This window comes from Kribbella sp. C-35 (genome assembly GCF_046549195.1).
GTDB lineage: Bacteria > Actinomycetota > Actinomycetes > Propionibacteriales > Kribbellaceae > Kribbella.
On sequence record NZ_JAJPWG010000002.1, the window covers coordinates 682,556 to 709,296 of the forward strand.

General features: G+C 69.6%; 22 protein-coding genes. 16 read left to right on the forward strand and 6 right to left on the reverse strand.

Annotated elements, in window-relative coordinates; genetic code table 11:
- Positions 1–178 precede the first annotated feature (178 nt).
- Genes ACLJOO_RS15825 through ACLJOO_RS15850 form a run of 6 tightly spaced genes read left to right on the forward strand, consistent with a single transcriptional unit; the run spans position 179 to position 7,766 of the window.
- The gene (locus ACLJOO_RS15825) at positions 179–1,750 is read left to right on the forward strand and encodes an amino acid permease (protein WP_410787901.1); all 1,572 of its coding nucleotides are present in this window, start codon (positions 179–181) and stop codon (positions 1,748–1,750) included.
- The gene (locus tag ACLJOO_RS15830) at positions 1,747–2,376 is read left to right on the forward strand and encodes a DUF1989 domain-containing protein (protein WP_410787903.1); all 630 of its coding nucleotides are present in this window, start codon (positions 1,747–1,749) and stop codon (positions 2,374–2,376) included. Before ACLJOO_RS15825 ends, ACLJOO_RS15830 begins: the two co-directional genes overlap by 4 nt.
- Positions 2,373–3,017, forward strand: a complete 645-nt coding sequence (locus tag ACLJOO_RS15835; protein ID WP_410787904.1) for an urea amidolyase associated protein UAAP2 — start codon at positions 2,373–2,375, stop codon at positions 3,015–3,017. The genes ACLJOO_RS15830 and ACLJOO_RS15835 overlap by 4 nt, the downstream gene beginning before the upstream one ends.
- Before the next feature lie 2 nt (positions 3,018–3,019).
- Positions 3,020–4,972, forward strand: a complete 1,953-nt coding sequence (locus ACLJOO_RS15840) for a 5-oxoprolinase/urea amidolyase family protein (protein ID WP_410787906.1) — start codon at positions 3,020–3,022, stop codon at positions 4,970–4,972.
- Positions 4,969–6,552, forward strand: a complete 1,584-nt coding sequence (atzF, locus tag ACLJOO_RS15845; protein ID WP_410787907.1) for an allophanate hydrolase — start codon at positions 4,969–4,971, stop codon at positions 6,550–6,552. The genes ACLJOO_RS15840 and atzF overlap by 4 nt, the downstream gene beginning before the upstream one ends.
- A gap of 17 nt (positions 6,553–6,569) precedes the next feature.
- The gene (locus tag ACLJOO_RS15850) at positions 6,570–7,766 is read left to right on the forward strand and encodes a M20 family metallopeptidase (protein WP_410787908.1); all 1,197 of its coding nucleotides are present in this window, start codon (positions 6,570–6,572) and stop codon (positions 7,764–7,766) included.
- On the opposite strand, the gene ACLJOO_RS15855 is transcribed toward ACLJOO_RS15850, so the two are convergent.
- Positions 7,732–8,379 carry a hypothetical protein gene (locus ACLJOO_RS15855; RefSeq protein WP_410787910.1) on the reverse strand — a complete coding sequence of 216 codons (648 nt, stop codon included), beginning with the start codon at positions 8,377–8,379 and terminating at the stop codon, positions 7,732–7,734. The two genes, ACLJOO_RS15850 and ACLJOO_RS15855, sit on opposite strands and share 35 nt — an antisense overlap.
- Positions 8,380–8,541: 162 nt before the next feature.
- On the opposite strand from ACLJOO_RS15855, the gene ACLJOO_RS15860 reads away from it, so the two are divergent.
- Genes ACLJOO_RS15860 through ACLJOO_RS15880 form a run of 5 tightly spaced genes read left to right on the forward strand, consistent with a single transcriptional unit; the run spans position 8,542 to position 14,581 of the window.
- A complete protein-coding gene (locus tag ACLJOO_RS15860) occupies positions 8,542–10,545 on the forward strand; it encodes a histidine kinase (RefSeq protein ID WP_410787911.1) in 2,004 nt (667 codons plus the stop codon).
- A complete protein-coding gene (locus tag ACLJOO_RS15865; RefSeq protein WP_410787912.1) occupies positions 10,533–11,174 on the forward strand; it encodes a response regulator transcription factor in 642 nt (213 codons plus the stop codon). The genes ACLJOO_RS15860 and ACLJOO_RS15865 overlap by 13 nt, the downstream gene beginning before the upstream one ends.
- Before the next feature lie 36 nt (positions 11,175–11,210).
- Complete coding sequence (locus ACLJOO_RS15870; protein ID WP_410787913.1) at positions 11,211–12,374, forward strand: amidohydrolase family protein; 1,164 nt, start codon at positions 11,211–11,213, stop codon at positions 12,372–12,374.
- 33 nt (positions 12,375–12,407) lie between these two features.
- Positions 12,408–13,760, forward strand: coding sequence for an amidase family protein (locus ACLJOO_RS15875; protein ID WP_410787914.1), 1,353 nt, complete (start codon positions 12,408–12,410; stop codon positions 13,758–13,760).
- Positions 13,761–13,768: 8 nt separating this feature from the next.
- Positions 13,769–14,581 carry a MerR family transcriptional regulator gene (locus ACLJOO_RS15880; RefSeq protein ID WP_410787915.1) on the forward strand — a complete coding sequence of 271 codons (813 nt, stop codon included), beginning with the start codon at positions 13,769–13,771 and terminating at the stop codon, positions 14,579–14,581.
- Here the strand turns inward: ACLJOO_RS15880 and ACLJOO_RS15885 are convergent.
- The 3 genes from ACLJOO_RS15885 to ACLJOO_RS15895 are packed head-to-tail and all read right to left on the reverse strand — an operon-like array spanning position 14,568 to position 17,433.
- The gene (locus tag ACLJOO_RS15885) at positions 14,568–15,062 is read right to left on the reverse strand and encodes a DUF3830 family protein (protein ID WP_131462638.1); all 495 of its coding nucleotides are present in this window, start codon (positions 15,060–15,062) and stop codon (positions 14,568–14,570) included. The genes ACLJOO_RS15880 and ACLJOO_RS15885 overlap by 14 nt on opposite strands.
- On the reverse strand, positions 15,059–16,444 hold the full coding sequence (locus tag ACLJOO_RS15890; RefSeq protein WP_410787916.1) for an amidase: 1,386 nt from the start codon (positions 16,442–16,444) through the stop codon (positions 15,059–15,061). The genes ACLJOO_RS15885 and ACLJOO_RS15890 overlap by 4 nt, the downstream gene beginning before the upstream one ends.
- A complete protein-coding gene (locus ACLJOO_RS15895) occupies positions 16,441–17,433 on the reverse strand; it encodes a D-2-hydroxyacid dehydrogenase (RefSeq protein WP_410787917.1) in 993 nt (330 codons plus the stop codon). Before ACLJOO_RS15895 ends, ACLJOO_RS15890 begins: the two co-directional genes overlap by 4 nt.
- 66 nt (positions 17,434–17,499) lie before the next feature.
- Here ACLJOO_RS15895 and ACLJOO_RS15900 point away from each other — a divergent pair, with 66 nt between their 5' ends.
- Genes ACLJOO_RS15900 through ACLJOO_RS15910 form a run of 3 tightly spaced genes read left to right on the forward strand, consistent with a single transcriptional unit; the run spans position 17,500 to position 20,613 of the window.
- Positions 17,500–18,255 carry an Asp/Glu racemase gene (locus tag ACLJOO_RS15900; protein WP_410787918.1) on the forward strand — a complete coding sequence of 252 codons (756 nt, stop codon included), beginning with the start codon at positions 17,500–17,502 and terminating at the stop codon, positions 18,253–18,255.
- An 11-nt stretch (positions 18,256–18,266) separates the two neighbouring features.
- Positions 18,267–19,421: a M24 family metallopeptidase gene (locus ACLJOO_RS15905; RefSeq protein WP_410787919.1), complete on the forward strand. Its 1,155-nt coding sequence runs from the start codon at positions 18,267–18,269 to the stop codon at positions 19,419–19,421.
- A 4-nt stretch (positions 19,422–19,425) separates the two neighbouring features.
- On the forward strand, positions 19,426–20,613 hold the full coding sequence (locus ACLJOO_RS15910) for a PLP-dependent aminotransferase family protein (RefSeq protein ID WP_410787920.1): 1,188 nt from the start codon (positions 19,426–19,428) through the stop codon (positions 20,611–20,613).
- Between the two features lie 150 nt (positions 20,614–20,763).
- Here ACLJOO_RS15910 and ACLJOO_RS15915 read toward each other — a convergent pair whose 3' ends face one another.
- Complete coding sequence (locus ACLJOO_RS15915) at positions 20,764–23,763, reverse strand: FAD-binding and (Fe-S)-binding domain-containing protein (RefSeq protein ID WP_410787921.1); 3,000 nt, start codon at positions 23,761–23,763, stop codon at positions 20,764–20,766.
- Positions 23,764–23,787: 24 nt separating this feature from the next.
- Between ACLJOO_RS15915 and ACLJOO_RS15920 the strand changes: the two genes are divergently transcribed.
- On the forward strand, positions 23,788–24,537 hold the full coding sequence (locus ACLJOO_RS15920; protein WP_410787922.1) for a maleate cis-trans isomerase: 750 nt from the start codon (positions 23,788–23,790) through the stop codon (positions 24,535–24,537).
- On the forward strand, positions 24,534–25,184 hold the full coding sequence (locus tag ACLJOO_RS15925) for a GntR family transcriptional regulator (protein WP_410787924.1): 651 nt from the start codon (positions 24,534–24,536) through the stop codon (positions 25,182–25,184). Before ACLJOO_RS15920 ends, ACLJOO_RS15925 begins: the two co-directional genes overlap by 4 nt.
- Before the next feature lie 21 nt (positions 25,185–25,205).
- On the opposite strand, the gene ACLJOO_RS15930 is transcribed toward ACLJOO_RS15925, so the two are convergent.
- Positions 25,206–26,678 carry an NAD-dependent succinate-semialdehyde dehydrogenase gene (locus ACLJOO_RS15930; protein WP_410787925.1) on the reverse strand — a complete coding sequence of 491 codons (1,473 nt, stop codon included), beginning with the start codon at positions 26,676–26,678 and terminating at the stop codon, positions 25,206–25,208.
- Positions 26,679–26,741 lie beyond the last annotated feature (63 nt).

Below are 26,741 nucleotides of genomic sequence, written 5' to 3' on the forward strand. Positions count from 1 at the left end.
TAGGGTTCCGCTGCTGGTCGACGTGACGGCAGGACTGGTCCGAGAGGGGAGGCGGTGCTGTCGCTGGAGTTGAGGCAATCGCGACGGCGCCGCTCCACGGCGGGACAAAAGCCCGGGAGGCCTTGATGGCCCCGGGCTGCCGTGTGCGTTCCAGGGCCCTACGCAGCGGAGGCCCGACATGTCAGCACCCCCTGAAACCCTCAGCACCGATCAACTGGGCGCGCGAGACCTCAGTGGTTTCGGCTACGCCCAGCAGCTCTCGCGGCGCGTGGGAAGCTACGCGTCGTTCGCGGCCGGTTTCTCGTTCGTCTCCATCCTCACCACCGTGTTCCAGCTGTTCGGTCTCGGCTTCGGCTTCGGCGGTACGGCGTTCTTCTGGACCTGGCCGGTCGTCCTCACCGGCCAGCTGATGGTGGCGTTGTGCTTCGCCGAGCTCGCCGCCCGGTACCCGTTGTCCGGCGCGATCTACCAGTGGGCACGCCGCCTCGGCGGCGCGGTCGTCGGATGGTTCGCGGGCTGGACCATGGTGATCGCGCAGATCATCACGCTGGCCACGGCGGCGATCGCACTGCAGGTCGTTCTGCCCGCGGTCTGGCCAGGCTTCCAGCTGGTCGGTACCGATTCCGCTCTCGCGTCGAAGGACGGCGCGGCGAACGCCGTACTCCTCGGCTGTCTGCTGCTCGTCGCGACGACTGTGCTCAACGCGACCAGCGTCCGCATCACCGCGGTCGTGAACTCGGTCGGCGTGACCTGCGAGCTGGTCGGCGTCGTGTTGATCGTTGTTTTGTTGACAACCCGAGCCGAGCGCGGTCCGTCCGTCGTCCTGCACACCACGAACCTCGACAGCAGCACCGGGTACGTCGTACCGCTGCTGATCTCGGCGTTGATGGCGGCGTACGTGCTGGTCGGGTTCGACAGCGCGGGCGAGTTGTCGGAGGAGACGCACAAGCCGCGCGCGACGACGCCCCGGACGATCATCCGCGCGGTCACCGCCTCGGGGATCGGCGGCGCGTTCCTGATCGTCGCCGCGCTGATGGCCGCGCCGTCGCTGACCGACGGGGACCTCGCCACCCAAGGCCTCCCCTACGTGCTGACGAGCCGGCTCGGTACGACGACCGGCAAGCTGCTGCTTCTCGACGTCGCCCTCGCGGTGTGCGTGTGCACGCTGGCGATCCAGACCGCGGCGGCCCGGATGCTCTTCTCGATGGCCCGCGACAACGTGCTGCCGGGATCGCGGCAACTGCGCAAGGTGTCCACCCGGACCGGTACGCCGGTCGCTGCGACGGTCGTGCCCGGTGTGCTCGCCGGTGTCTGTCTGGTGGTGAACGTCGGGAACGCGGGTCTGTTCCTGGGCCTCGCCAGCGTCTGCATCATGCTGCTGTACGTCGCCTATCTGATGGTCACGACGCCATTGCTGGTACGCCGTCTGACCGGCGGCGGACTGCCCGGCGGCGTGGACGAGAACGGGCGGCCGCTGTTCTCGCTCGGGCGGCTTGGTCTGATTGTCAACATTGTTGCGGTCGCCTACGGCCTCGCGATGGCGATCAACCTCGGCTGGCCTCGCGCCGACGTGTACGACCCGGCGGGTGACGGTTGGTACCTGCAGTACCTCCCGCTGATCACCCTCAGCGTCGTAGCAATCGGCGGCCTCCTCGCCTTCCGCTCCCAGCGCACGGCGTACTACGCCTCGATCGGCGTACCCGTGCCCACCTCCACCCCGGCCGTCGAAGCCGAAGGCGCCAACGCATGACCCCCGCTCACGCGCATGAGCTTCCCGGCGGCGCGGCATGGTCCGCGCCCGTGCGCGCAGGACGCACCATTACCCTGACCGCCCTCGCCGACGGTGCGAACGCGACGATGCTGATCATCGGCGCCGACCGCCTCGATCGCCTGAACATCCCGGACACGTTGAAGTCCCAGATGTCGGCCCGCATCAAACCCGGCATGGTCCTGATGTCGGATCGCGGCCTGGCGCTAGCGACTGTCATGGCGTCGAGCCTCGACTGGCACGACTGCCTCACCGGCGCCCTCCCCGACCAACTCCTCCTCCTCGAACTCATCAAGCACGGCTTCGGCGAACCTGACCTGCACGCCTGCATCAACTTCTTCAGCAAGGTCTCCGTCGCAGACGACCCACGCGCCTCCCTGACCTACGTCCCCGACCACGCCCACACCGGCGACACGGTCACGCTCCGAGCCGACCAGGACCTCCTGATCTTCATCTCAACCGCACCCCACGCGCTGTCCGACGGCCCTGCCGCAAGCGTCGCCGTACAGCTCGAAACGCCAGATCCCGCAGAAGATCCCGCACCGGATCCCGAACTCCGCGAGGAAGCGATCCGCGCCCTGCGCCTGACCCGGGAGCTGATCGCATGACCGTCACCTCAACCATCGCAACCACCACTGCTACCTCAACGACCGTCGCGCTCGACACCGTGGTCGAAGCCGGCGACGGCGCCCTCGTGACCGTGCCGGCGGGCGGAAGATTGCAGATTGTCGACCTGCACGGCAACCAGGCCGTGGACACGTTGTTCTACGACGCCCACGACATCGACAACCGGTACTCCGCCTTCGACACGATCCGCGAGCAGCGCGCCGTGTTCCTGACCACCGGATCCCGCCTGGTGTCGACCAGGCTCGACGAGCTCGCCGTGATCACCGACGACACGTGCGGCCGGCACGACACCGTCGGCGGCGCCTGCTCGCAGGAGAGCAACGTCATCCGGTACGGCGAGTTCACGCGGCATCAGCACGCCTGCCGGCAGACGTTCCTGCGCTACGGAGCGAAGGCGGGCATCGGCCAGCGCCAGCTCACCCACAACGTCAACTTCTTCATGAACGTGCCGGTGACGTCGAGCGGCGGCCTCACGTTCGAGGACGGCCTGTCCGCCCCGGGGAAGTACGTCGAGATCACCGCGAGCCGCGACCTGTTCGTGCTGATCAGCAATTGTCCGCAGGTCAACAATCCTTGCAACGGCTGGGATCCGACGCCGATCCAGCTGCTGGGCCGGTGGTGACGGTGGCCGTGGTCACAGTTGTTGCCCCAGGCATCCAAACGACGGTGCAGGACCTGGCCGGGCGGCCGGGTCTGTGGGATGTCGGCGTACCGCCGTCCGGGGCGGCCGACGAACTCACGTTCGCGCTGGTCAACGCCGCGGTCGGCAACCCGGACAGTGCGGCCGGGCTGGAGTGCGTGGTCACCGGGCCGGTTCTCACCTGCGACGAGGATCGGCTGATCTGTGTCGGCGGCGCTGCGCGCAATCCGACTGTTGACAATCTGCCGTTCAGACCAGGGCTGGTCGTCCGATGGCCGGCCGGATCGGTGCTGGACGTCGGCCCGCTCGATGGTCCCGGGATGCGTGGGTACGTCGCGATCCAGGGTGGATTGGACGTGCCGCGGGTGCTGGGCAGCCGGTCCACGTTCGTCCTCGGCGGCTTCGGTGGTCATGATGGCAAGCCGCTCGCGGCCGGCGACCAGCTACCACTGGGCCGGCAGGAGAACCTACTCACCCCGTTGTCGGTGGAGCTGCCGACAATCTCGAACTCCTGGCAGATGCGGGTGATCCCTGGCCCTCACGGAGCACCGGAGCATCTCACCGCCGAAGGTGTCGACACGTTCTTTGCCAACGAGTGGATTGTCGACCATCGGTCCGACCGCACCGGCGTCCGGCTGATCGGCCCGAACCCCGGCTGGGCGCGGACCGACGGCGGCGAAGCCGGCCTGCATCCGTCGAACGTGCACGACTCCGCGTACCCGGTCGGCGGTATCATGCTGTCCGGCGACACCCCGGTCATCGTCGGCAAGGACGGGCCGTCGCTCGGCGGCTTCGTCGTACCGGCCGTGGTGATCGAGGCCGACCGATGGATGCTCGGCCAGCTACGCGCCGGCGACTCCGTTCGCCTGGTCCCAGTGACACCCGCGGCAGCGGCCGAGGCGATCCATGCCCGCCGACACTGGCTGACCGATCTGCGCCAGGAGCCAGCACCTACCGAAATCGCGATCGGTACGCCGGACCGCCCGAAGGTCCTGCACCACGGCGAGCAGTCCGGCACGGCGCCGTCGTACACGATCAGGTGCGCGGGCGAGCAGCACGTGCTGGTCGAGGCCGGTCCGGCCGAACTCGACCTCACGGTCCGGGTCTGGATCCACCTCCTGGCCCAAGCCCTGCGGAACGACCGGCCGGCCGGCATCACGGAGATCGTCGAGGGTGTGCGATCGCTGCTCGTCGCTGTCGACTCGGCCCGGCTCGCGCTCACCGAACTCGCGGAGCGGCTCGCGTTCCTGGCCGCCGGCCTGGGCGACCCCGAGACCGTGGTGCTGCCCGCCCGCGAAGTGGTGCTGCCGATCGCGTTCGACCACCCGGCGGCGCACGAGGCGATGCGCCGCTACGCCACGTCGGTGCGGCCCGATGCGCCGTGGTGCCCGGACAACGTCGAGTTCATCCGGCGGGTCAACGATCTGGACACCCGGGACGAGGTCTTCGAGATCGTCCAGGCCGCGACGTACCTGGTGGTCGGTCTCGGCGACGTGTACCTCGGCGCACCGGTCGCCGTACCGGTCGATCCGCGGCATCGGCTCGTCACCACGAAGTACAACCCGGCGCGGACCTGGACGCCGCAGAACGCGGTCGGGATCGGCGGGATCTACCTGTGCGTGTACGGGATGGAAGGTCCCGGCGGGTACCAGCTCGTCGGCCGAACGGTCCCGGTCTGGCGGCTCTCCCCCGATGACGCGCAACCTTGGTTACTGAGGCAGTTCGACCTGATCAGATTCGCGCCGGTGAGCGCGGAGCAACTCGCGCACGAGCGGGCCGAGATCGCGGCCGGGCGCGCGGATCTGAAGACCGCACCGGCGACGTTCTCGATCTCCGACGTACGCCGGATCGAGCAGGAGGCACCTGTGGACATCGCGACCTTGCGCGCCAGACGCCGCGCCGCGTTCGAGGCCGAGCGGGCACGGTGGGGCGCATGAACAACGAGTGGATCACCCGGGTCGACCCGATCGAGCCGGCGCCCGGACCGTTGCATGGGCTGACGATGGCGCTCAAGGACAACATCGACCTGGCCGGTGTGCCGACGACCGCGGGCGACCCGCGCACCACGGAGCCCGCGAAGGACAACTCGTTCGTGGTCGATCAGCTGATCGCCGCCGGCGCCGTACCGCTGGGGAAGACGAACCTGGATCAGTACGCGACCGGCCTGGTCGGCACGCGATCGCCGTACGGCGCGTGTCACTCGGTCTACTCGTCGGAGCACGTGTCCGGCGGCTCGAGCTCAGGCAGCGCGGTCGCGGTCGCCACCGGGCAGGTCGACTTCGCGCTCGGCACCGACACCGCGGGGAGTGGTCGCGTTCCGGCGGCCTTCAACCGGCTCGTCGGTATCAAGCCGAGCCGTGGGCTGGTCTCCGCGCGCGGCGTCGTACCGGCGTGCCGGTCGCTCGACTGCGTCACGGTCATGGCGCGATCGGTCGCTACTGCGCGCCGTGTCTTCGACGTGATGGTTGCCTTCGACCCCGATGACGCGTGGTCGCGGCGAGCGTCGTCACTCCCCGATCGCCGGCCGGGCCGCGTCGCGGGGTCGGCGGCGGTGATCGGCGTACCGGATATCGGGCTGGGTCTGGATCCGGAGTACGAACAGGCGTGGCAGGCGACGCTCGATGACGCGCATCGCCTCGGCGACGTGGTCAAGGTCGACGTACAGCTGCTGCTCGAAGCTGCCGACCTGCTGTACTCCGGACCGTGGCTGGCCGAGCGCTGGCTGGCGTTCGGGGACAAGTTGGACGACTCCGAGGCAGTCGATCCGACCGTGCGGACGATCGTGCGGGGCGGCGCGGCGTTGACTGCGGCCGGCGCGTTCGAGGGGTTCGACCGGCTGGCGACGCTGAAGCGCGAGAGTGAGCATCTGTGGACGCAGCTCGACGCGCTCCTGCTGCCGGTGACGCCCGGGCATCCGACGCTGGCCGAGGTGGCGGCCGATCCGATCGGCGTGAACAGTCGCCTCGGTCGCTTCACGAACATGGTCAACCTGCTCGACCTGTGCGCGGTCGCCTTCCCGGGACCGGATCGGGCCGATGGTCTGCCGTTCGGGATCCAGCTCCTGGCACCAGCCGGCCATGACCTCTCGGTGATCGATCTGGCGGCTCTCTGGTGCGGTGAGGACGTACCGGCCGCCGACATCTTGCTCGCGGTAGCGGGCGCTCATCTGTCGGGCCAACCACTCAACGATCAGCTCGTACGGCGTGGTGCTCGGCTCGCCTTCACCGCCCGGACCGCTCCGTCGTACCGGATGTATCTGGTCGACGGACCGCGTCCCGGCCTGACCCGGACCCTGTCGGATGCGGACGGACCAGGGATCGAGGTCGAGGTGTGGAGCGTGCCGGCCGCCGAACTGGGCGGATTCGCAGCGACCATCGATCCCCCGTTGGCGATCGGGCCGCTCGAACTCTCGGACGGCCGGCAGGTCCTCGGCTTTCTGTGTACGGCGGATGCCGCGGACCCCGAGCGTGACATCACCGCCTCCGGCGGCTGGCGAGCGTACCTGGCCGGGGACTGAGCCTAAGGTTGGTGGGCATGAGCCTGACGCCCGCCGAACAGAAGGTGCTGGACCGCATCGACGAGGACCTGCTGGTCCGGATCACGCAGGATCTCGTCCGGGCCCCTGGACAGAACCCGCCCGGTGAGGAGGCCGCCACGGTGGCCGCCCTCACCGCGGCGGGTCGCCAGCTCGGCCTCGACGTCCGTACCTCTCCGGTCGAGCCCGGCCGGGACAACGTCTCGATCACGCTTGCCGGCGGCAACGATCCCGGACTGCTGCTGCTCGGGCACACCGACGTCGTCCCGGTCGGCGACGGCTGGACGGTCGACCCGTACGGCGGCCTCCTGCGCGACGGCCGGATCTACGGCCGCGGCGCATCCGACATGAAGGGCGGCCTCGCCGCGTCCCTGATCGCCCTCGCTGCCCTCCGCGGCACCACACTGAGCGGCCCGGTCGAGTTAGCCGCAGTCGTCGACGAGGAAGAGACCGGCAAAGGGATCCGCGCCTACATCGCGGCCAACCAGCACCCGGTCCGTCAGTACGCCGGATGCATCACCGCCGAGCCGACCGACCTGCAGACGATCGTGGCGGCGCGCGGGGACTCGTACCTCCAGGTCGCGGTTCACGGCCGCGCGTCGCACGCCGGCAACCCGGACGGCGGCGCCAACGCGATCTACGGCGCGGCAGCCGTCGTCGCCGAGATCGAACGCCTGCACAAGGAACTCGCCGCCGCGCCCCATCCGCTGCTCGGCCCGGCGACCTGGAGCGTCGGGCAGATCAACGGCGGCACCGGCGGCTCGATCGTTCCCGCCGACTGCGTGATCGTCGCCGACCGCCGGCTGCTCCCCGGCGAGTCCCCCGCCGAAGTTCTCGCCGAGCTCGACCGCCGCATCGCCGCGCTGCACCTGGAGGATCGCGGCCTGACCGTCGAGCTCGCGATGCCGATGGAGATGCCCGCCTTCGAGACCCCCGAGGACGCCGACCTGGTCCGGATCACCGAGGCCGCGCGCTTCGACGCCGGCGGACCACCGATGCCGCTCGCCGGGTGGACGGCGGCCTGCGACGGCGGGTACATCGCCCGAGATCTCGGCGTACCGGTCGTTGTCCTAGGCCCTGGCTCCGTCACCACCCAGGCCCATCGCGCGGACGAATCCGTCGCCGTCGCAGAGCTGGTCACGGCAGCACGCGCCTACGCCCTCACTGCCCTTCGTCTGGTGACAGGAACCGCTTGACGATCGGCACGCTGCCGGCGATCCGGAGCGCGGCGATCGGCAGTGCGAGTACGCCGACCCCGGTGATGACCGCCATCGGGAACAGTCCTCCGAGCACGATGCACACGACGGCCCAGCCCGGGACGACCCCGCGGAGCGAGGCGCCGGCGAGGAACGTGCCCACTACGAACAGCGGGAACGCGAACAACGCCACCAACGGCGGCGAGCTGAGCCGCGCCGCGAGCTGGTCGAACCCGCTGTGGTCGTCGATCCCGTACATCAGGACCAGTGGCACGCTCAGCATGCTGTTGGCGAACATGGCCGACAGCCCGAGGATCGAGCACGCCAGACCCGCGCCGGCCAGCCGACGGGATCGGCGCCCGGCCACCGCCAGCGCGAACACCGAACCGAACATGAACGGGAACGCCGCTGCGGCGAGGTTGAAGGACAGCACCAACAGTCCGTGCTCGTTGTTGATGATGGCGTAGTCCGGTGCGTCGCCGATCCATGGCTCCTGCAGAGTTGCCAGCGCGAGAGCCAGCAGCACAGGTCCGAGGATCAAACTGATGACGGCCAGAACCGAACCCATCGGTCGCCGCCCGGTGACCGCAGTCACCTCTGTTGTGGTAGTCATGCCGACCACGATCCGCTCCGGCCGGCGGCCGGTCTGCGGTGCCAACCCGGCAATCCGGCCAGGGTTTACCCGGTTGTCGCCGACCCGGCGGGAGCGGATCATCGGAGGTCCGGACACGGTGGACAGGTACTGCGTGGGCACTGGATGGGCGGTGGGGGGCGGATGGTGTTGCGACGGCAGGTCGTCCGCGCGGACGCGCTCGCGGCGACCGGCTGGATCGCCGGATCGCTGGCGGCAGTGTCCGGCCTGCTCGGGCCGGTCCTGGCAGGTGCGCTGGATCCGACGTCGCTGGTCGGCATCGCCAGCGGGTCGGCGGCCTGCGTGTTCGCAGCCATCATCATCGACCGGCAGCCGGCCAACCGAGCCGGTTGGGCGCTGCTCGCCGGCGGGGTCGCACTGGTCGCGTTCTCACTGTGCTACAGCTATGCAGCCGGGCGGGTCCGCGACGGTGTGCTCACCGACCGCGTCGGGACGGTTGCCGCCGTAGCCGAGATCGTCGGTGTGTTCGCCGGCGCCTCCCTGCCACTCTTCCAATTCCTCTTCCCGGACGGTCACCTGCCGTCCGCACGCTGGCGTCCGGTCTTCGTGACGTACCTGATCGGCTGGTTCGCATGCCCGATCGCGGTCGCGGTCGCCATCTGGCCGCACCGAGCTCCGGGCATCGTCGCCGACAACGGTCCGGTCGACATTTCCGTACCCGCCGACCTTGACCCAGCGCTGACTGTCATCGGGATCTGCGAGGCCTTCGCCGCGCTCTCCATGGCCGCTGGAATCGCCGCCATCGCGGTCCGTCTACGGCAGCCGCGGGTACGTCGGCAGGTCGTGCTCGCGTTGTGGGGCGTCGGACTCACCGCGGTACTCATCGCCGCGACCGCCGCGCTGGCGGGCTCCGTCGTCGCGGAGACGGTGACGTCGCTGTGCGCTCCGCTACCGCTGCTCGTCTGCGTCACGATCGCGATGCGCCGTCACGAGCTGTTCGACGTCGAACGACTGGTCGGGCGGACCATCACCTACGCAACAGTGACAGTCCTCCTCGTCGGCCTGTACGCCGGCATCACAGTCGGACTCGGCGCACTGCTCCCCCGCGCCGGCGCCGGTTCCTCGGTACTGGTTGCCGCAGGCACCCTTGCCGTCGCAGCCGCGTTCCGCCCGCTGCTCCGGGTCGTCCGGGCCGCCGTCGACCGCCGTTTCGATCGCCGGACGTGGATCGCGACGCGGACCATCGAGACATTCACCTCCGCGCTGCGCAGCGGAAAGGTCGCAGCATCCGGGATCGCGGCGATCCTGTCGCAGGCCCTGGGCGACCCGACCAGCACGATCGTCTACCTCGACGGCGATCAGGTCGTCGACGCTTCCGGCCACGCCGCGATCCTGGGTGACCCGGTGCCAGGACGGATCCGGCGTGAAGTGGTTGCCAGTGGGACCGCGGTGGCAGTGGTGGAGCTGGACGGGCGGTTCGCCGATCAACCACGGCTCCTGGACGCGGTCCTGTCCTCCGCGGCCCTGGCGATCGAGAACGCCGCCCTGCACGCACAAGCCGCCGTACGGCTTGCCGAGGTCGAGGCGTCTCGGTCGCGCATCGTCGACGCAGACGACAGCAACTGGCGGCGGATCGAGCGCGACCTGCACGACGGCGCACAGCAACGGCTGGTCGCACTCGCGTTGCAGTTACGGATCGCCGAGCGAGAGAGCCCGGACCGAGCGACCGCCGCCTTGCTCGCCGACGCCGTCTCCGAACTGCGTGGCACCGTGAGCGACCTCCGCGACCTGACCCGCAGCGTCCTGCCACCGGTCCTTGCCGACGAAGGGCTTGCGGTCGCTCTGAGTACGACGGCCGCGCGGCTGCCGATCCCGGTAACGCTGCAGGTGATGCCGGATCGCCTTCCACCGATGATCGAGGCAACGGCGTGGTTCGTCGCCTGTGAGGGCATGGCGAATGCGGCCAAACACGCCGGCGCAACCGCGATCCGGATCGACGTACGTCGTACCGGCGACGCGATCCTGCTCTGTGTCGCGGACGACGGCGCCGGTGGTGCGGTGCAGACACCGGGCGGCGGCCTGCAGGGTCTTGCCGACCGGGTCGCCGCGGCGGGTGGGCGCTTCGCAGTGCACAGCGAGAAGGGCGAGGGCACGACACTCGAGGCGGTGCTGCCATGCACGTCGTGATCGCCGACGACAGCGTGCTGCTGCGCGAGGGGATCGTCCAGTTGCTGACGAAAGAGGGTTTCGCGGTCGACGCCGCAGTCGGCACGGCACCCGAGCTGCTGACGTCGGTCGATCAGCACCGGCCTGCGGTGGCGATCGTCGACATCCGGATGCCGCCGACTCACACCGACGAAGGACTGCGAGCCACGCAGGAACTGCGGGCGAATCATCCGGCGCTCGGCATCCTGCTCTTGTCGCAGTGGGTGCACGCCGGGCGGGCCCTCGATCTGTTCCGCGGTGGGGGCGGCGGGCTCGGGTACCTGCTGAAGGATCGCGTCACCGATATCGAGGACTTCGTCGAGGCGGTCCAGCGGGTGGCTCGCAGCGGTTCGGCGCTGGACCCCGATGTCGTCGCCGCGCTGATGTCCGGTGGCCCCGGTCCGCTCGGCGGGCTGACCGAACGCGAGCAGCAGGTGCTCGCCCTGATGGCCGAGGGCCGGTCCAACACGGCCATCGCCGAACGCCTGTTCCTCGGCCTCAAGACGATCGAGAGCTACGTCAACACCCTCTTCGCCAAGCTCGGCCTCGCTCCCACGCCCGATGACAATCGTCGCGTCCTCGCGGTGCTCGCCTACCTCGAGAGTCGATAGCTGCCGAGTGAGCCCGGCGGTTGCGAGGATGCCGGAATGACTCGCCGTCTCCTGCTGCACTCAGGCTCTGTCCTCGACGTCACCACCGGTCAGGCGCGTACGGCGGATGTCGTGCTGGTCGGTGATCGGATTGTTGACGTCGGGATCGGGCTGGACGGCGATGAGGCGATCGACTGCAGCGGTGGGTTGCTGGTGCCGGGGTTCATCGACTGCCACACGCATCTGTGCATCGCGCAGACGCGGATCGACCCGTTCGGGCTGCCGCGGTCGGTTCGTCCGCTGTCCGCCGTACCCGTGCTGCGTACCCTCCTGAGCCTCGGCGTCACGACGGTGCGCGATGCGTGGGGCGCGGACGCCGGAGTGCGGATGGCCGTCGAGAAGGGCTGGATCGACGGGCCGCAGGTGCTGCTCAGCCTGCGGCAAGTGGGTACGACGGGTGGCATCGGCGACCTGTGGGCGCCACGGACCGGGCCGCTCGACTTCTTCGAGGATCCTTCGCTGCCCGATCCGATCTTCAACGGCGCCGACGAGGCGCGGGCCGTCGTACGGCGGATGGTCCGGGCCGGTGCGGACTGGATCAAGGTGACCGTCACCGGTTCGCTGGCGATCGGGAAGGGCCTCGAGGACCTCGAGCTGACCGAGGACGAGCTGACCGCGCTGGTCGACGAGGCGCGGCGACGCGGAGGCCGGCGGATCATGGTGCACGCGCACGGAGCGCGGGCCGCTGAACTCGCCGCCCGCGCCGGTGCGGGGAGCATCGAACACGGGACGTACCTCGACGAGACCGCGGTGCAGGCGATGGCCGAGCACGGGACCTGGTACGTGCCGACCCTCTCCGTCACCCAATCGGATCCGTCCGCCACACCGGGCGGCGCCGCCGAGGCCCACCTCGAATCCATGCGACTCGCCATAGCCGCGGGAGTGCGCATCGCGATGGGCACCGACAACCCGGTCCGGCCGCACACCGAGGTGCTGTGGGAACTGAGGCATCTGGCTGCCGCCGGCCTGGGTGACGCGGGGGCGCTGCGAGCGGCCACGATCGACGCGGCGACACTGCTGGGACTCGCAGACGACCGCGGTGAGATCGCGGCGGGCAAGCGGGCGGATCTGGTTCTGCTGCGGGGCTCCGACCTGGACTGCAGCTCACTCGAGACGCGCATCCAGCGGGTCTTTCACAACGGAGCCGAAGTCGGGCGTTGACTCTGACACGGTGTCAGACCATAGACCGGCTCCATGTACACAGCAGGAGAGATCGCGGAGCGGATCCGCACGGGTCAGGTCACGTCGCGTGAGGTGACGGAGGAGCTCCTCGCGCGGATTGTCGACGATACGAAGGTCAACGCGGTGGTCGAGGTCCGGCCTGGCCACGCCTTGGCGGCAGCGGACCGGGCCGACGCGCTACTGGCTGAGCAGGGCGCTGCGGCCGGGCGGGGCGGGGTGGTCGAACGCGGTGGTGCGGCCGGGCGCGGTGGTGTGGTCGGGCCGTTGCATGGGGTGCCGGTGACGGTCAAGGACTGTTTCAATGTGGCCGGGATGCGCACTACCTGGGGGAATCCGGCGTTCGCGGAGTACGTCGCGGACCGGAACGCGGTTGTCGTGGAGCGGTTGCAGCGCGCCGGTGCGATCGTCGTCGGGAAGACCAACGTGCACGCGATGCTCGCGGACTTCGGGCAGACTGCGAACGAGATCTACGGACGGACCAACAACCCCGCCGACCTCGACCGCACCCCCGGCGGATCGAGCGGCGGTGCGGCGGCAGCACTGGCGGCCGACCTCACCTACCTGGAGTACGGCTCCGACCTCGTCGGCTCGATCCGCCTCCCGGCGGCGTACTGCGGCGTCTACGGACTCAAACCCACCAACAACCTCATCCCACTGCGCGGCTTCGAGATCCCCGGTACGCCGTACCTCCCGACCGAACTGCCCAACTTGTCAACAATCGGACCACTAGCCCGCTCCGCCCCCGACCTCCGGACCGCACTCCGCGCGACCGCCGGCCCGGAAGCCCCGTACTCGTACAACCTCCGCCCGCCCCGGCACGACCGGCTCCAGGACTACCGCGTCGGCGTCGTCACCGATCACCCCGCAGCGCCCGTCTCCAGCGAGGTCGGCGACGCGTTGTCCGACACGATCGACCACCTCGCCCGCAGCGGCGCGAAGATTGTCAACAATTGGCCGGCCGGGGTGGACGCGAACGAACAGGCGGAGGAATTCGGCCGCCAGGTCGAACTGTTCTTCGCGCTGCACGGCGACTCGGACAGCGATCTGACCGCCGCGGACGTCCGCGACCTCGACCGGCGCCGGATGCAGGCGCGCGCGAGCTGGCAGCAGTACTTCGAGGACATCGACGTCTTCCTGTGCCCGACGAGCTTCACCGTCGCCTTCCCGCACGGCTCGACGACCATCGACGGACATCCCTATGAGACACAGGTGTTCTGGATCGCGCACGCATCGCTGACCGGCCATCCCGCGCTCAGCATGCCGATCGGACGCACACCGGCCGGGCTGCCGGTCGGCGCCCAGGTGATCGGTCCGTGGCACGAGGACGACACCGCGATCACGTTCGCGGAGCTCCTGGCTGGTTGACTGCCGTCATGTTCGCAATCGGAGAGTTCGCCCGCCACGGCCGGGTGTCGATTCGGATGCTGCGGCACTATGACGCTCTCGGCCTGCTGCGACCGGCGTACGTCGATCCCGTCACCGGCTACCGCAGTTACACCGCAGGTCAGCTCGCCGACCTGAACCGGATCGTCGCGCTCAAGGACCTCGGCTTCTCCCTTGACCAGGTCGGCACGATGATTGTTGACAATCTCGGCCCAGCCGAACTGCGCACGATGCTCACGATGCGACGGGCCCAATTAGAGACCATGCTGGCCGAGAGCTCCGCGCGACTCGCACAGGTCGAGTCACGTCTGCGCAGTCTGGAAGCCGACATTCCGACTGCCGACATCGTGGTCAAGGAACTGCCCGCCGTACGACTGGTCGGTCTCACCGCCGCGGCCGCGAGCTTCACGCCCGACGACATCACGCCCGTGGTGCACCCGCTGTGCGCGGAGCTCGGCCGGCGGTTGCCGGACGCCGACGTACGCCCATCCGGCCGGCTGACGTGCCTGTACGCGCAGCAGTCCGCGGACGAGGTCGTCGTACGCGCGACAGTGCCGGCCGCGGTCGATGCCGGAGGCAACCTCAACGGACTGGAGGTGATCGACCTGCCCACGACGCAGGCCGCGACGTTGGTGCACCGCGGCCCGATCGACCAGGTACTGCCTTCCTGGCAGGCGTTGGCGCGCTGGCTCGACGACAACGGCCGCCGCGCCGCCGAGCCGGCCCGCGAGCTCTACCTCGACACCCCGGAGGACCCGGAGCACTGGGTCACCGAACTCCAGCAGCCGCTCACAGCCGACTGAACGACAACGTCTCTCCCCGCGCGCCGCCCATCCAGAGGTCCTGGCAGGCGGCGGCGAACTCGTCGAGGTTCTCCGTGATCGCGCCGAACACGTTGCCCGGAACCCAGCCCTGATCGCCGTTGATCAGCAGATTGTTGCGTCCGTAGAACACCGCAAGGTCGACAATCGCACCAGTCGTCCCGGTGCCGGTCGTGTTCTCGTACCCGTACGCCGGATTCCCCAGATCGTCGGAGTCGAACGAGAACCAGCACAGATCCCCCGGGATCGGCGTGACCGTCGTGTTCTCCTTGCCGGGATCGGGCGCGAACCCCGGCAGCAAGGTGTAGATCTCGTTCCGGGCGTACTTTCCGTGGAACACCGGCGCCGACAGCGGCAGCGCATCCCACACCGCCGCACAGGTCCGCGGCGCCACGTCGTCGAGCAACTTCGCCACACAGCTCACGCCGCGCTTGTCCAGGCTGACGGTGATGTGCTTGCTCACTTGGCCTCCAAGGTCGGGGTACGCCGATGCCAGTCCGTGGCCGCCTGATACGCCTGGCCGACCCGCAGCGTCAGCGCGTCGGCATGCCGCGGCGCGACTACCTGCAATCCCACCGGCAGTCCGGCCTGAGTGAAGCCGCACGGCACGCTCAGCGCGGGCTGCTGGGTGAGGTTGAACGGATACGTGTACGGCGTCCAGTCGGTCCAGTCCGGCGACGCCGAACCGTCCGGCACGTCCTGACCGACCGGGAACGCCGTGATCGGCACCGTCGGCGTCACGAGCACATCGTACTTTTCGTGGAAGCGGCCCATCAGCGTCCCGAGGTCCATCCGGACCGCGCTCGCGTCGAGGAAGTCCGACGCGGAGTAAGCCGCCCCGAGCTCCGCGACCCGGCGCAGTCCCGGATCGACGCGATCGTCGACCGTGTACGCCGAGAGCACCTTCGCGGCGCCGGACCACCACAGCACGTTGAACGCGTCGATCGGATCCGTGAACCCCGGATCCACCTCCGTCACGTCGGCGCCCAGGTCCTCGAGCACGCCGACCGCGGTCCGGACCAGCGCCTCGACCTCAGGATGATTGTCAACAAAACCAAGATCTACAGAGAACCCGATCCGCACCCCGGCGACCCCGTCGTCGAGCCCGTCCAGGAACGACCGGCCGGGAGTCGGCATCGCCGACCAGTCCCGCCCGTCGAACCCGGTGACCACGTCGAGCAGCGCCGCCGCGTCGCGCACCGTCCGCGTCATCGGCCCCGCATGCGACAGCGTCCCGAACGCGCTCGGCGGGAACAACGGGATCAGCCCGTACGTCGGCTTCAGCGCGACCGTGCCGGTGAACGCGGCCGGGATCCGGACCGATCCGCCGCCGTCCGTGCCGAGCGACCACACGCCCATCCCGAGTCCGACCGCCGTCGCCGAACCGCCGCTCGATCCGCCCGACGTCTTCGCCGGATCCCACGGATTGCCCGTCGCGCCGTACGTGTGGGAGTCGGTGACGCCCTTCCAGGAGTACTCCGGCGTCGTCGTCTTGCCGAGGAAGACCGCGCCGGTCTCACGCAGCCGGGCGACGGACGGCGCGTCCTCGTCCCACGGTCCGGCCGGGTCGATCATCGTGCTGCCGCGCAGTGTCGGCCAGCCTTTTGTCCACAATGCGTCCTTGATGGACGTCGGTACGCCGTCGCCGGGACCGAGTGGCGTGCCGGCGTGCCAGCGGGCTTCCGACGCCTTGGCCGCGGCGAGCGCACCTTCGGCGTCGACGAGAACGAAGGCGTTGACCTGCTCGTCGTACCGCTCGATCGCGTCCAGTGCCTCCTGCGTCGCCTCGACCGGGGACAGCGCGCCGGTGCGGTAACCCTCGACCAGCTCGGTTGCTTGTCTCATCGATCTCCTGTCGGAATGTAGCCAAGCTTCTTGTCGACGATGTTCAGCAGCGGTTCGCCGGCCAGCCAGCGCCGTACGTTGGCGACGAACTGGTTCGCGAGGGTGTCGCGCCAGCCGATCACGTCACCGGACATGTGCGCGGTGATCGTCACGTTCGGCGCGTCCCAGAGCGGATGCTCCGGCGGCAGCGGCTCGTTGTCGAAGACGTCGAGAGTGGCCGCGATCCGTCCACTGCCGACCGCGGCCAGCAGTGCCGTTTCGTCGACAATCTGACCGCGAGCAATGTTGACGAGGTGCGCGCCGGGCCGCATCGCGGCGAGGACCCCGGCGTCGACGAGCCCACGGGTCGCGGCCGTCAACGGCGCGGCGATCACGACATGATCGGCCCATCCGACCTCGGCCGGAAGATTGCTGCTGGCAACAATCTCGCCGAAGTCCGGGTCGTCCCCTCGCGCGACCCGGCCGGCGCCCCGCACCTCCAACCCGGCGGCGCGGAGCAGCCGGGCAGTCTCTCGTCCGATCGCACCGGTCCCGACGACGAGTGCCTTCGCGCCCAGCACACTCCGGGTCTCGCGGTGCTGCCAGCGACGGCCGCGCTGCAGGTCGAAGCTGCGGAGGCTGTCCTTGGCGTTCGCGATCACCGCGCCGAGCACGTACTCGGCGATCGGCCGGTCGAACACGCCGTGCGCGTTCGTGACCACGACCGGGGAGTCCCGCAGTTCGTCGAAGAGCAGTGTGTCGACACCGGCCGCGGTCACATGGATCCACTCGAGCGCATCGGCGTGCGCCCAGACGTCCCGGACCGCCGTCGAGAAGAAGTCCCAGAGCATCAGGGCCCGCGCACCCCGAACCGCCTCGCCCAGCCCGTCCGCCGCGCAGTACCGGAAGTCGACCGGCAGCCCGCCGAGACCCGGCGGCCGGTCGGTCGCGCGCTCGCAGAGCACCGCGATCACAGGTCGCTCGGCACTGGCAGGCGGGGAGGCTGGCACCCATCGAGGCTAGGAACTCGCTAGTAGGATTGTCAACAATCTCCTGGTGGCCGCACACTGACTCGCATGAGCACGCGTCCCTCCACCCATCCGATGCCGGCGGCGGTGCCTCCCTTGCTGCAGACCGGCATCGGTGTCGTCGCGCCGTACGACTTCGCGCTCGACCGCGAGCTGTGGCGCTGGGTGCCCGACGACGTCACGCTGCACGTCACGCGGACGCCGTACGCACCGATGGCCGCCACCGTCGAGATGGCGGTGCACATCTCGGATCCGGAGCTGATCGCGCGGACGACGTACGACGTGCTCGCGGTCGCCCCGCTCGCGGTCGCCTACGCCTGCACGTTCGGCAGTTTTGTCGGCGGGTTGACCGGCGAACTGGCGCTTGTGGACGCGATGGTCGGCGCCGGTGCGCCGGCCGCGGTGACCACGAGCGGCGCGTTGCTGCTCGCGCTGCGCCGGCTCGGGGTCAGCCGGATCGCGACGGTCACGCCGTACACGAACGACCTGACCGCGGGGCTGACCGCGTTCCTCGCCCAGGCCGGGATCGAGGTGGTCGCGACCGCCGGGCTCGGCCTGATCGCGCAGATCTGGGCCGTCCCCAACGAGACGACCGTGGAACTGGTCCGCAGCGTCGACAGCGAGGCGGTGGAGGCGATCTTCATCAGCTGCACGAACCTGCCGACGTACGACGTGATCGCCGGGCTGGAGGCCACGCTCGGCAAGCCGGTGCTGACCGCGAACCAGGTCACGATGTGGTCCGCGCTCGAACTCGCCGGACATGCCGGGATCGGTCCGGGGCAGCGATTGCTGAGCCTCCGATGACTGAGCCCTCGATGACTGAGTACGGCGCCCGGCTGGCGAGGGTCCGCGCCGTACTGGCCGAGCGTGGTCTGGGCGCGCTCGTGGTCAGCGACCCCGCGAACCTCTTCTACCTGACCGGGTACGACGCCTGGTCGTTCTACACGCCGCAGTGCCTGCTGGTTCCGGCCGAGGGCGATGTGCGGTTGTTCGCGCGGGCGATGGACGCGGCCGGAGCGTCGTACACCTGCAACCTGCGCCTGGAGCAGATCCACGGGTATCCCGAGCAGTTGGTTCACCGGCCGGACGTTCATCCGTACGACTGGATCGCGAACGTCTGCCACGAGCTGATCCCGGCCGGCGCCGACGTCGCGATCGAGAGCGACGCGCACTACTTCACCGCGCGCAGCTACCTTGCCCTCAGCAACGGTCTGCCCGGGCGCCGGCTGGTCGACTCCGCCGAGCTGGTCAACTGGCTCCGGCTGGTCAAGTCGCCGTACGAGATCGGTCAACTGCGGATCGCCGGCAGGATCGCCGAGCAGGCGATGCGGACCGCGCTCGATCGGCTCCAGCCGGGTCGGCGGCAGTGCGACGTGGCCGCGGAGATCCTCGCCGCGCAGACGATCGGCACGTCGGAGCACGGCGGTGAGTACCCGGCGATCGTGCCGATGCTGCCGACCGGTACCGCCGCCGGTACGCCGCACCTCACCTGGAGCGATCGTCCGTTTGTCGACAACGAGGCAACCACGATTGAGCTGGCCGGCGTGTTCGGCCGGTACCACGCCCCGCTCGCCCGCACCGTGATGCTCGGCGACCCGCCGCGACGGCTCCGCGAGACCGCGAAGATCGTTGCCGACGGCATGCGGGCCGCATTGTCGGCAATCCGACCAGGCGTCACCGGCGGTGCCGTGCACGCAGCGTTCAACGCCGTGATCGCCGCGCACGGTCTGGTGAAGGAATCCCGGATCGGGTACTCGATCGGTATCGGGTACCCGCCGGACTGGGGTGAACGCACCGTCAGCCTGCGGCCCGAGGAGACCACCGTGCTGGCCGCGGGAATGGCGTTCCACGTCATCCTCGGGATGTGGATGGACGGCTGGGGCTACGAGCTGTCCGAGCCCGTGGTGGTCGCCGCCGACGGAGTGGAACGACTGACCGGTCTGTCCCACGAACTGACGATCAGGAGGTAGTCCCTTGCCAGCACTCCCGTACGCCGCACGCGCCGCCGGACTGGTGGGCTCGGTGATCGACTCGAGTACGTCGCTGCTGCACAAGCAGACGCACGACATCGTCCGCTTCGCGATGGGATCACCCGCGGCCGAGGCCGTGCCGGCGCAGATCCTGTCCGCGATCGCGGCCGACGAGCTGAGCCGGCCCTCGAGCTACGACTACGCGGCGACCGAGGGCGACCCGCCGCTGCACGCGGCGCTGCTGGACATGCTGCGCGGGACCAGCGACGAGACGACCGCCGAGCGGCTCACCATCACGGCCGGCGGCATGCAGGGCCTCGACCTGTTCTGCAAGATCTTCGTCGACCCGGGCGATCTGGTCGTGGTCGAGTCGCCGACGTACACGAACGGCAGCGCAACCGCGCTCTCGTACGGCGCGGAGCTGCTCGAGGTACCGGTCGACGACGATGGGATGATTGTCGACGATCTACCACGGCTGCTCGACGGGCGGCGACCGAAGGCGATCTACACGATCCCGACGTTCCAGAACCCGTCCGGTGCAACGCTCTCCCTCGAACGGCGGCATCGCCTGCTGGAGCTGGCCCGGTCATGGGGCTCGATGGTGATCGACGACGATCCGTACGGCCTGCTCCGATTCGCGGGCGAGCCGCTCCCGACGCTGCGGGAGCTCGGTGCGGGCGATCCGCTGGTCTTCGCCGTACGGACGTTCTCGAAGATCGTCGCGCCCGGTCTTCGCGTCGGGTGGGTCGACGCGGATCCCGAACTGCAGCAGCTGCTGATCAACGCGAAACAGGCGATGGACACCTGCACGAATCTGCCTGCACAGCGGCTGCTCACCGGGTTCCTGGCCGCTGGGCATCTCGAGGAACATCTCGTCCGGCAGCGAGCGGAGTACAAGCTGCGTAAGGAAGCGATGCGTGCCGCGCTGACCGAGCACTTCAGGGACATCGCGCACTGGACCGATCCGGAGGGCGGCTTCTTCCTCTGGGTCACGCTGGAGAACGGCGTCAACGCCGAGGAACTGTTCGAACTCGCGCTGGCCGAAGGCGTCGCCTTCATCCCCGGCCCGGCCTTCTCCCCCACCGCGCGGTTCCAGAACGCCTTCCGCCTCTGCTTCGCCTCAACACCCCCCGCCCGCATCCACGAAGGCATCACCCGCCTCCGCCGAGCCACCCACAAACTAACCCCCTAGCCGACCCGCGGCCGACAGCCTGACCACAGCCGCGTCGCGCGAGGCGGAGGAACGGATATCCCCTGGCGTGTTGGGTTCTCCCCTCGTATGCCAGGGGAGAACCCAACACACCAACGGATATCCGTTCGTGTTGTGCCTCGGGGTGGCTGGTTACTCGGGATGGCGCGGGGTGGGGAGGGCTTGGGCGAGGAGTTCGGCCAGGTGGCGGGGGCGGCGGGGTGTGGCTTGGGCGATTTGCGTTCGGCAGCTGAAGCCGTCGGCCAGGACGGTGGTTGTCTCGGGCAACGACCGTACGGTGGGGAGCAGCGTGCGTTCACCGACCGCTTTGGAGATCTCGTAGTGGTTGCGTTCGAAGCCGAAGTTGCCGGCGAGGCCGCAGCAGCCCGGTTCCGCGAGACCTGCGTCGATGCCGGCTGCTTCCATCAGCTTGCGGTCGGCGTCGAAGCCGAGGACGGCGTGCTGGTGGCAGTGCGGTTGGACGTACGCCACTCCCCCGATGTGCGGCGGTTGCCAGCCGGACTCGGCGAGCAGCTCGGAGAACGTGCGGGTGTTCGCGGCCGCCGACGCAGCGAGCGGATTGTCGGCAATCAGAGCGGGGGCGTCGTGGCGGAGGGCCGCCGTACAGCTGGGTTCCAGGCCGACGATCGGCGTACCGGCTTGGAGGTGCGGAGCGAGTACGCCGAGGGATCGGTTGAGGACGCGGCGCGCGGTGGTGAGCTGGCCGGTCGAGATCCAGGTGAGCCCACAGCAGACCGGCTTCGCAGGCAGTATCACCTCGAACCCGGCGGCCTCCAGTACGGCGACCGCGGCACGGCCGATCTCCGGCGCGAGGTAGTTGGTGAACGTGTCCGGCCACAGCACAACCCGCCGCCCACCACCCGACCCCGGGCTGTCGCGGTGGGTGAACCAGTGGGTGAACGTCTCCGGTGCGAAAGGCGGGACCTCCCGTTCTGCGGCGATTCCGCCGAGGCGCTTGGTCAGTTGCAGTCCGGCGAACCGGTTCGCGAGGCCGGGCGCTCGGGACGCGAGACGCGACCACAGAGGCAGCCAACCCATCGACCAGTGCGACAACGGTCGCGCCCACGGGCGGCGCGCGTAGTGGTGATGCGTGAACTCGGCCTTGTACGTCGCCACGTCGACATTCACCGGGCAGTCCGACAGACATCCCTTGCACGACAGGCAAAGGTCCAGTCCGTCGCGTACCTCGGTCGACCGCCACCCGTCCGTGATCAGGTCGCCCTGCAACATCTCCCACAACAGATGCGCCCGTCCACGCGTCGAGTGCAGCTCGTCCCGCGTCACCTGGTAGCTGGGGCACATCACGCTGCCTGAGGATTGTCGACACTTCCCGATCCCCACGCACCGCCGCTGGGCCTGCGCGAAGTCGTGCCCGTCCTCCGGGTAGTCGAAGACTGTCAACAATCTGCGATCCTTGGCCGGCCCGTCGTGCCGGATCGCGAGGTCGAGCCGCGGCGGGTCGACAATCATGCCGGGGTTCAGCACGCCCGCCGGATCCCAGATCCGCTTCAGCTCGCCGAGGAGCGCCACCCCGTCGGCGCCGTACATCCTGCTGAGCAGTTCGCCACGCGCCCGCCCGTCACCGTGCTCGCCGGACACCGACCCGCCGAGCTCGACCACCAGATCCGCGGCCTGCTCGACGAACTCGCGGTACGTCGCGATCCCGCGCGAACTCAGCAGGTCGAAGTCGATCCGCACGTGCATGCAGCCCTCGCCGAAATGCCCGTACGACGCACCCGACAGACCGTGCCGCCCGAGCAGTTCGTCGAGACCGCGCAGGTACCCGCCCAACCGCTCCGGTGGTACGGCGGCGTCCTCCCAACCGCCCCACGCCTCGGCCCCGTCCGCGCGCCGCGTCGCGAGGCCCGCGGCGTCCGTACGGCACCGCCACAGAACGGCCTGCGCCTTCGGGTCGGTCACCAGCGACGCGGTCGCGCCGGAATCACGCAGTTCCTCAAGCATCGCGCGGGCAGCCGACGCGGCGGCCGCCTCGTCATCGCCGGCGATCTCGACCAGCAGCCAGGCATTGCCGCTCGGGAGCCCGGCGTGGACCGCGGCGTCACGCACCTCGGTCGGCAACCGGTCCACGAGCTCGTTGTTGATCGACTCCATCGTGAGCGGCGCATGCCGTAGCACGACCGGCACACAGTCGGCCGACGTGATCGAGTCGGCGAACCCGAGAACGCACAAGACCTTTGCCTTGGGCAACTCAACGAGCCGGACCGTCGCCTGCAGCGTCGCGGCGAGACCGCCTTCGCTGCCGGCCAGCAGACCGGCCACGTTGTACCCGTACTCCGGCAGCAGCCGATGCAGCGCATAACCGGAGATCTGCCGCGTGAACTGCCCGAACCGCCGGCGAATCAGCAACTCGTTCCGCTCGGCGAAAGCCTGAAGCGCCCGATGCAACTCCCCCTCCCGCCCCGGCCGAGCCGCCAACCCCGCACGCACTGCGGCGACCGCAGGATCCGCCGCCACGCCACCCACCGAGCCGAACCCTCGCCCCACGCCACCCGCCGAACCGAGCCCTCGCCCAACACCGGAGTCGAGTTCTCGCCCGACGCCGGAGTCGAGGGTCAGGCGGGTTGCGTCGGCGAGGATCACGTCCAGGGAGCGGAGGTTGTCGGCCGTGGTTCCCCAGGCGACCGAGTGGGCGCCGCAGGCGTTGTTGGCGATCATCCCGCCGAGCGTCGCGCGGCTTGCCGACGACGGGTCGGCGCCGAACGCCAGACCGTGCGGTTTCGCGGCGGCCAGCAGATCGGTCAGTACGACGCCCGGCTCGACGACCGCCGTACGCGCCGACGTGTCGATGTCGAGGATGCGATTCACGTGCCGCGAGGTGTCGATGACCACGCCGCCGATCGCGTTGCCGGCCATCGACGTACCGCCGCCCCGCATCACCACCGCCGCCCCGGCCGCGGCAGTCAGCGCAACAGCCGCCGCCAGGTCCTCGGCATCAGCTGGTACGACGACCAGGTCCGGCACTGCGCGGTAGTTCGACCCGTCCGCCGCGTAGAGCGCCCGCGTTCCCCGATCGTCGCCAACCGCACCCCGGAGTTCCCGGCGCAGCGTGCCGGCCAGCCGCGCGGCGTCGTACGCGACAGATCCGGTGCCCGAGCGCTCTGGGGTTAACATTGTCGACAATCTACCTTTCGGACGATGGACCAGCCAGGAGGCCCGATGGTCACGGTAGGACTCCTTTATCCCGGACACAGCGCGGAAGACGACTACCCGTCGCTCGAGGCTCGGCTCGACGGATCGGTGAAGCTCCCGGTCGTCATCACCTCCGTGGGCGAGGACGCGCATCGGGTGGACGCGCTCCTCGACCTCGGCCGGGCAGAACGGCTCGCCGAGGGGGCTGCGGAGCTGAAGCCGGCGCGGCCGGACTCCGTGATGTGGGCGTGTACCTCGGGCAGCTTCGTGTTCGGCCGGGAGGGCGCGAACATCCAGGCGGCCGGAGTGGCGCAGGCACTCGGCGTACCGGCGTCCTCGACCTCGATCGCGTTTGTCGACGCGTGCCGGGCGCTCGGGGTCCAGCGGGTCGCCGTCGCCGCGTCGTACCCAGAGGATGTCGCGCAGCACTTCGTCCGGTTCCTGACCGCGGGCGGCGTCGACGTGGTGTCGATGGGCAGCAACGGGATCATCACCGCCGCGGAGGTCGGGACGCTCGCACCCGAGCAGGTGGTCGCGATGGTGAAGGCCGCCGACCACCCGGACGCCGAAGCGATCCTGGTGCCGGACACCGCGATGCACACGCTGGGGATTGTCGACGAACTGGAGACCGCAGTCGGCAAGCCGGTACTGACCGCGAACCAGGTGACGGTCTGGAAAGGGCTCGAGTTGGCCGGGGTTGTACCCTCCTTGCCAGATCTGGGGACGTTGTTCGCCACAAGGGGGAATTCGGAGTGACCAGTTACATCGAGCCGCTGGCTCAGGAGTCGACACCGAGCATCATCGCCGACAAACTGCGCAAGGCCATCGGCCACGGGGAGTTCAGGCCCGGCGCACAGATCGTCGAGGCGGACCTGGCCCGCAAGCTCGGCGTCAGCCGGGGTCCGTTGCGGGAGGGCATGCAGCGGCTGACGCAGGAAGGGCTGCTGGTCTCGATCCGCAACCGCGGCCTGTTCGTCATCGACATGACGCCCGAGGACATCCGCGACATGTACCTCGCCCGCGAGGCGATCGAGCGCGCCGCGGCCTTCAAGATCCTCCGCGACGGCGACTTCGAGACGATCGGAACGGCGCTGCTCGCGATCGTCGACCGGATGGCGGCCGCCGACGGCGATCCGGCCGCGGTCGGCGAACTCGACATCGCGTTCCACGAGCTGCTCGTGCGGCTGGCCGGTAGCCCTCGACTGTTGCGGATGCATCAGACGTCCATCGTCGAGACCCGGATGTGCATCCACGCCCTGGAGGAGACGTACGCCGCCACCGACGCCCGCGCCATCGAGCACGAGAGGCTCGCCAACGCGATCCGGGACGGCGACGTCGCGCGCACCGACGAGCTCCTGAGCGCCCACATGGACGACGCCATCGAGCGCCTCGTCAGCCGCTGAGCCCCGTCGACCCCGGACCCGTCAGTTGACCGCGATCCCGATGTACTTGGTTTCGAGGAACTCGTCGATCCCGACCGCGCCGCCCTCACGGCCGAGCCCGGACTGCTTCAGGCCGCCGAACGGCGCGGCGGGATTCGACACCACGCCCTGATTCAGCCCGACCATCCCGGTCTCGATCGACTCCGCGACCCGCAGCGCCCGTCGCAGGTCATTGGTGAACACGTAGGCGACCAGCCCGTACTCGGTGTCGTTCGCCGCCCGCACGACCTCCTCCTCGGTGCTGAACGGCGTCAGCGGCGCGACCGGCCCGAAGATCTCCTGATCGGCCATCGCCGCCTCCCGCGGTACGCCGGTCAGCACCGTCGGCGGGTAGAAGTACCCGCTCCCCGACGGCACGTCTCCCCCGGTGAGTACGGTCGCGCCCCGGCCGACCGCGTCCGCCACCAGCGACCGCACCTTCTCCCGCCCCGCCTCGTCGATCAGCGGGCCGACGTTCACGCCCGGTTCGGTGCCGCGCCCGACCGTCAGCGCGGCCATCCGCTCCGCGAGCCGGCGCCCGAACTCGTCGATCACCGACTCGTGCACGAAGATCCGGTTGGCCGCCGTACAGGCCTCGCCCATGTTCCGCATCTTCGCCGCGATCGCGCCGGTCACCGCCTCGTCCAGGTCCGCGTCCTCGAAGACCACGAACGGCGCGTTGCCGCCGAGCTCGAGCGACGTCCGCAGCACCTTCTCCGCGCACTGCTCGAGCAGGATCCGGCCGACCCGCGTGGACCCGGTGAACGACAGCTTCCGCGCCAGCCCGGACCGGATCAGCGGCTCCGTCACGCCGCCCGCATCCATCGCTGTGACGCAGTTGACGGCCCCCGCGGGTACGCCGGCCTCGGCCAGGATCCCCATCAACGCCAGCATCGACAGCGGCGTCTGATGAGCGGGCTTGATGACGCTCGTGCAGCCGGCCGCGATCGCCGGGCCGAGCTTGCGGGTCCCCATCGCCATCGGGAAGTTCCACGGGGTGATCAGCAGACACGGACCGACCGGCTGCTTGGTGATCAGGAAGCGGGCGTTCCCGGCCGGCGCGGTCTGGTACCCGCCGTCGATCCGGAGCGCCTCGCCCGCGAAGTGCCGGAAGAACTCGGCCGCGTACGCGATCTCGCCGCGCGCCTCCGCCAGCGGTTTGCCCATCTCCAGCGTCATCAGCAACGCCAGATCGTCGACACGCTGCGTCAACAGCTCGTACGCCGTCATCAGCATGTCGGACCGTTCGCGTGGCGACGTACGCGCGAAGTCCGGCTGCGCAGCAACGGCCGCCTCTAGCGCGGCCCGGCCGTCCGCCGGTGACGCGTCGGCGACCGCGCACAGCACCTCGCCGGTCGACGGATCGACGACGTCGAACGTCGCGCCGCGGGTCGCCTCGGTCCACTTCCCGTCGATGAACAGCCGCTTCTCGACGGCCTCGACAACCCTCGCTTCGGGCACCCTCGACTGGTCCATCTGCACCCCTTCACCGGCCTCGACAGCTGAGATAGGCTGATTGTCGACAATCTACCATCCGAC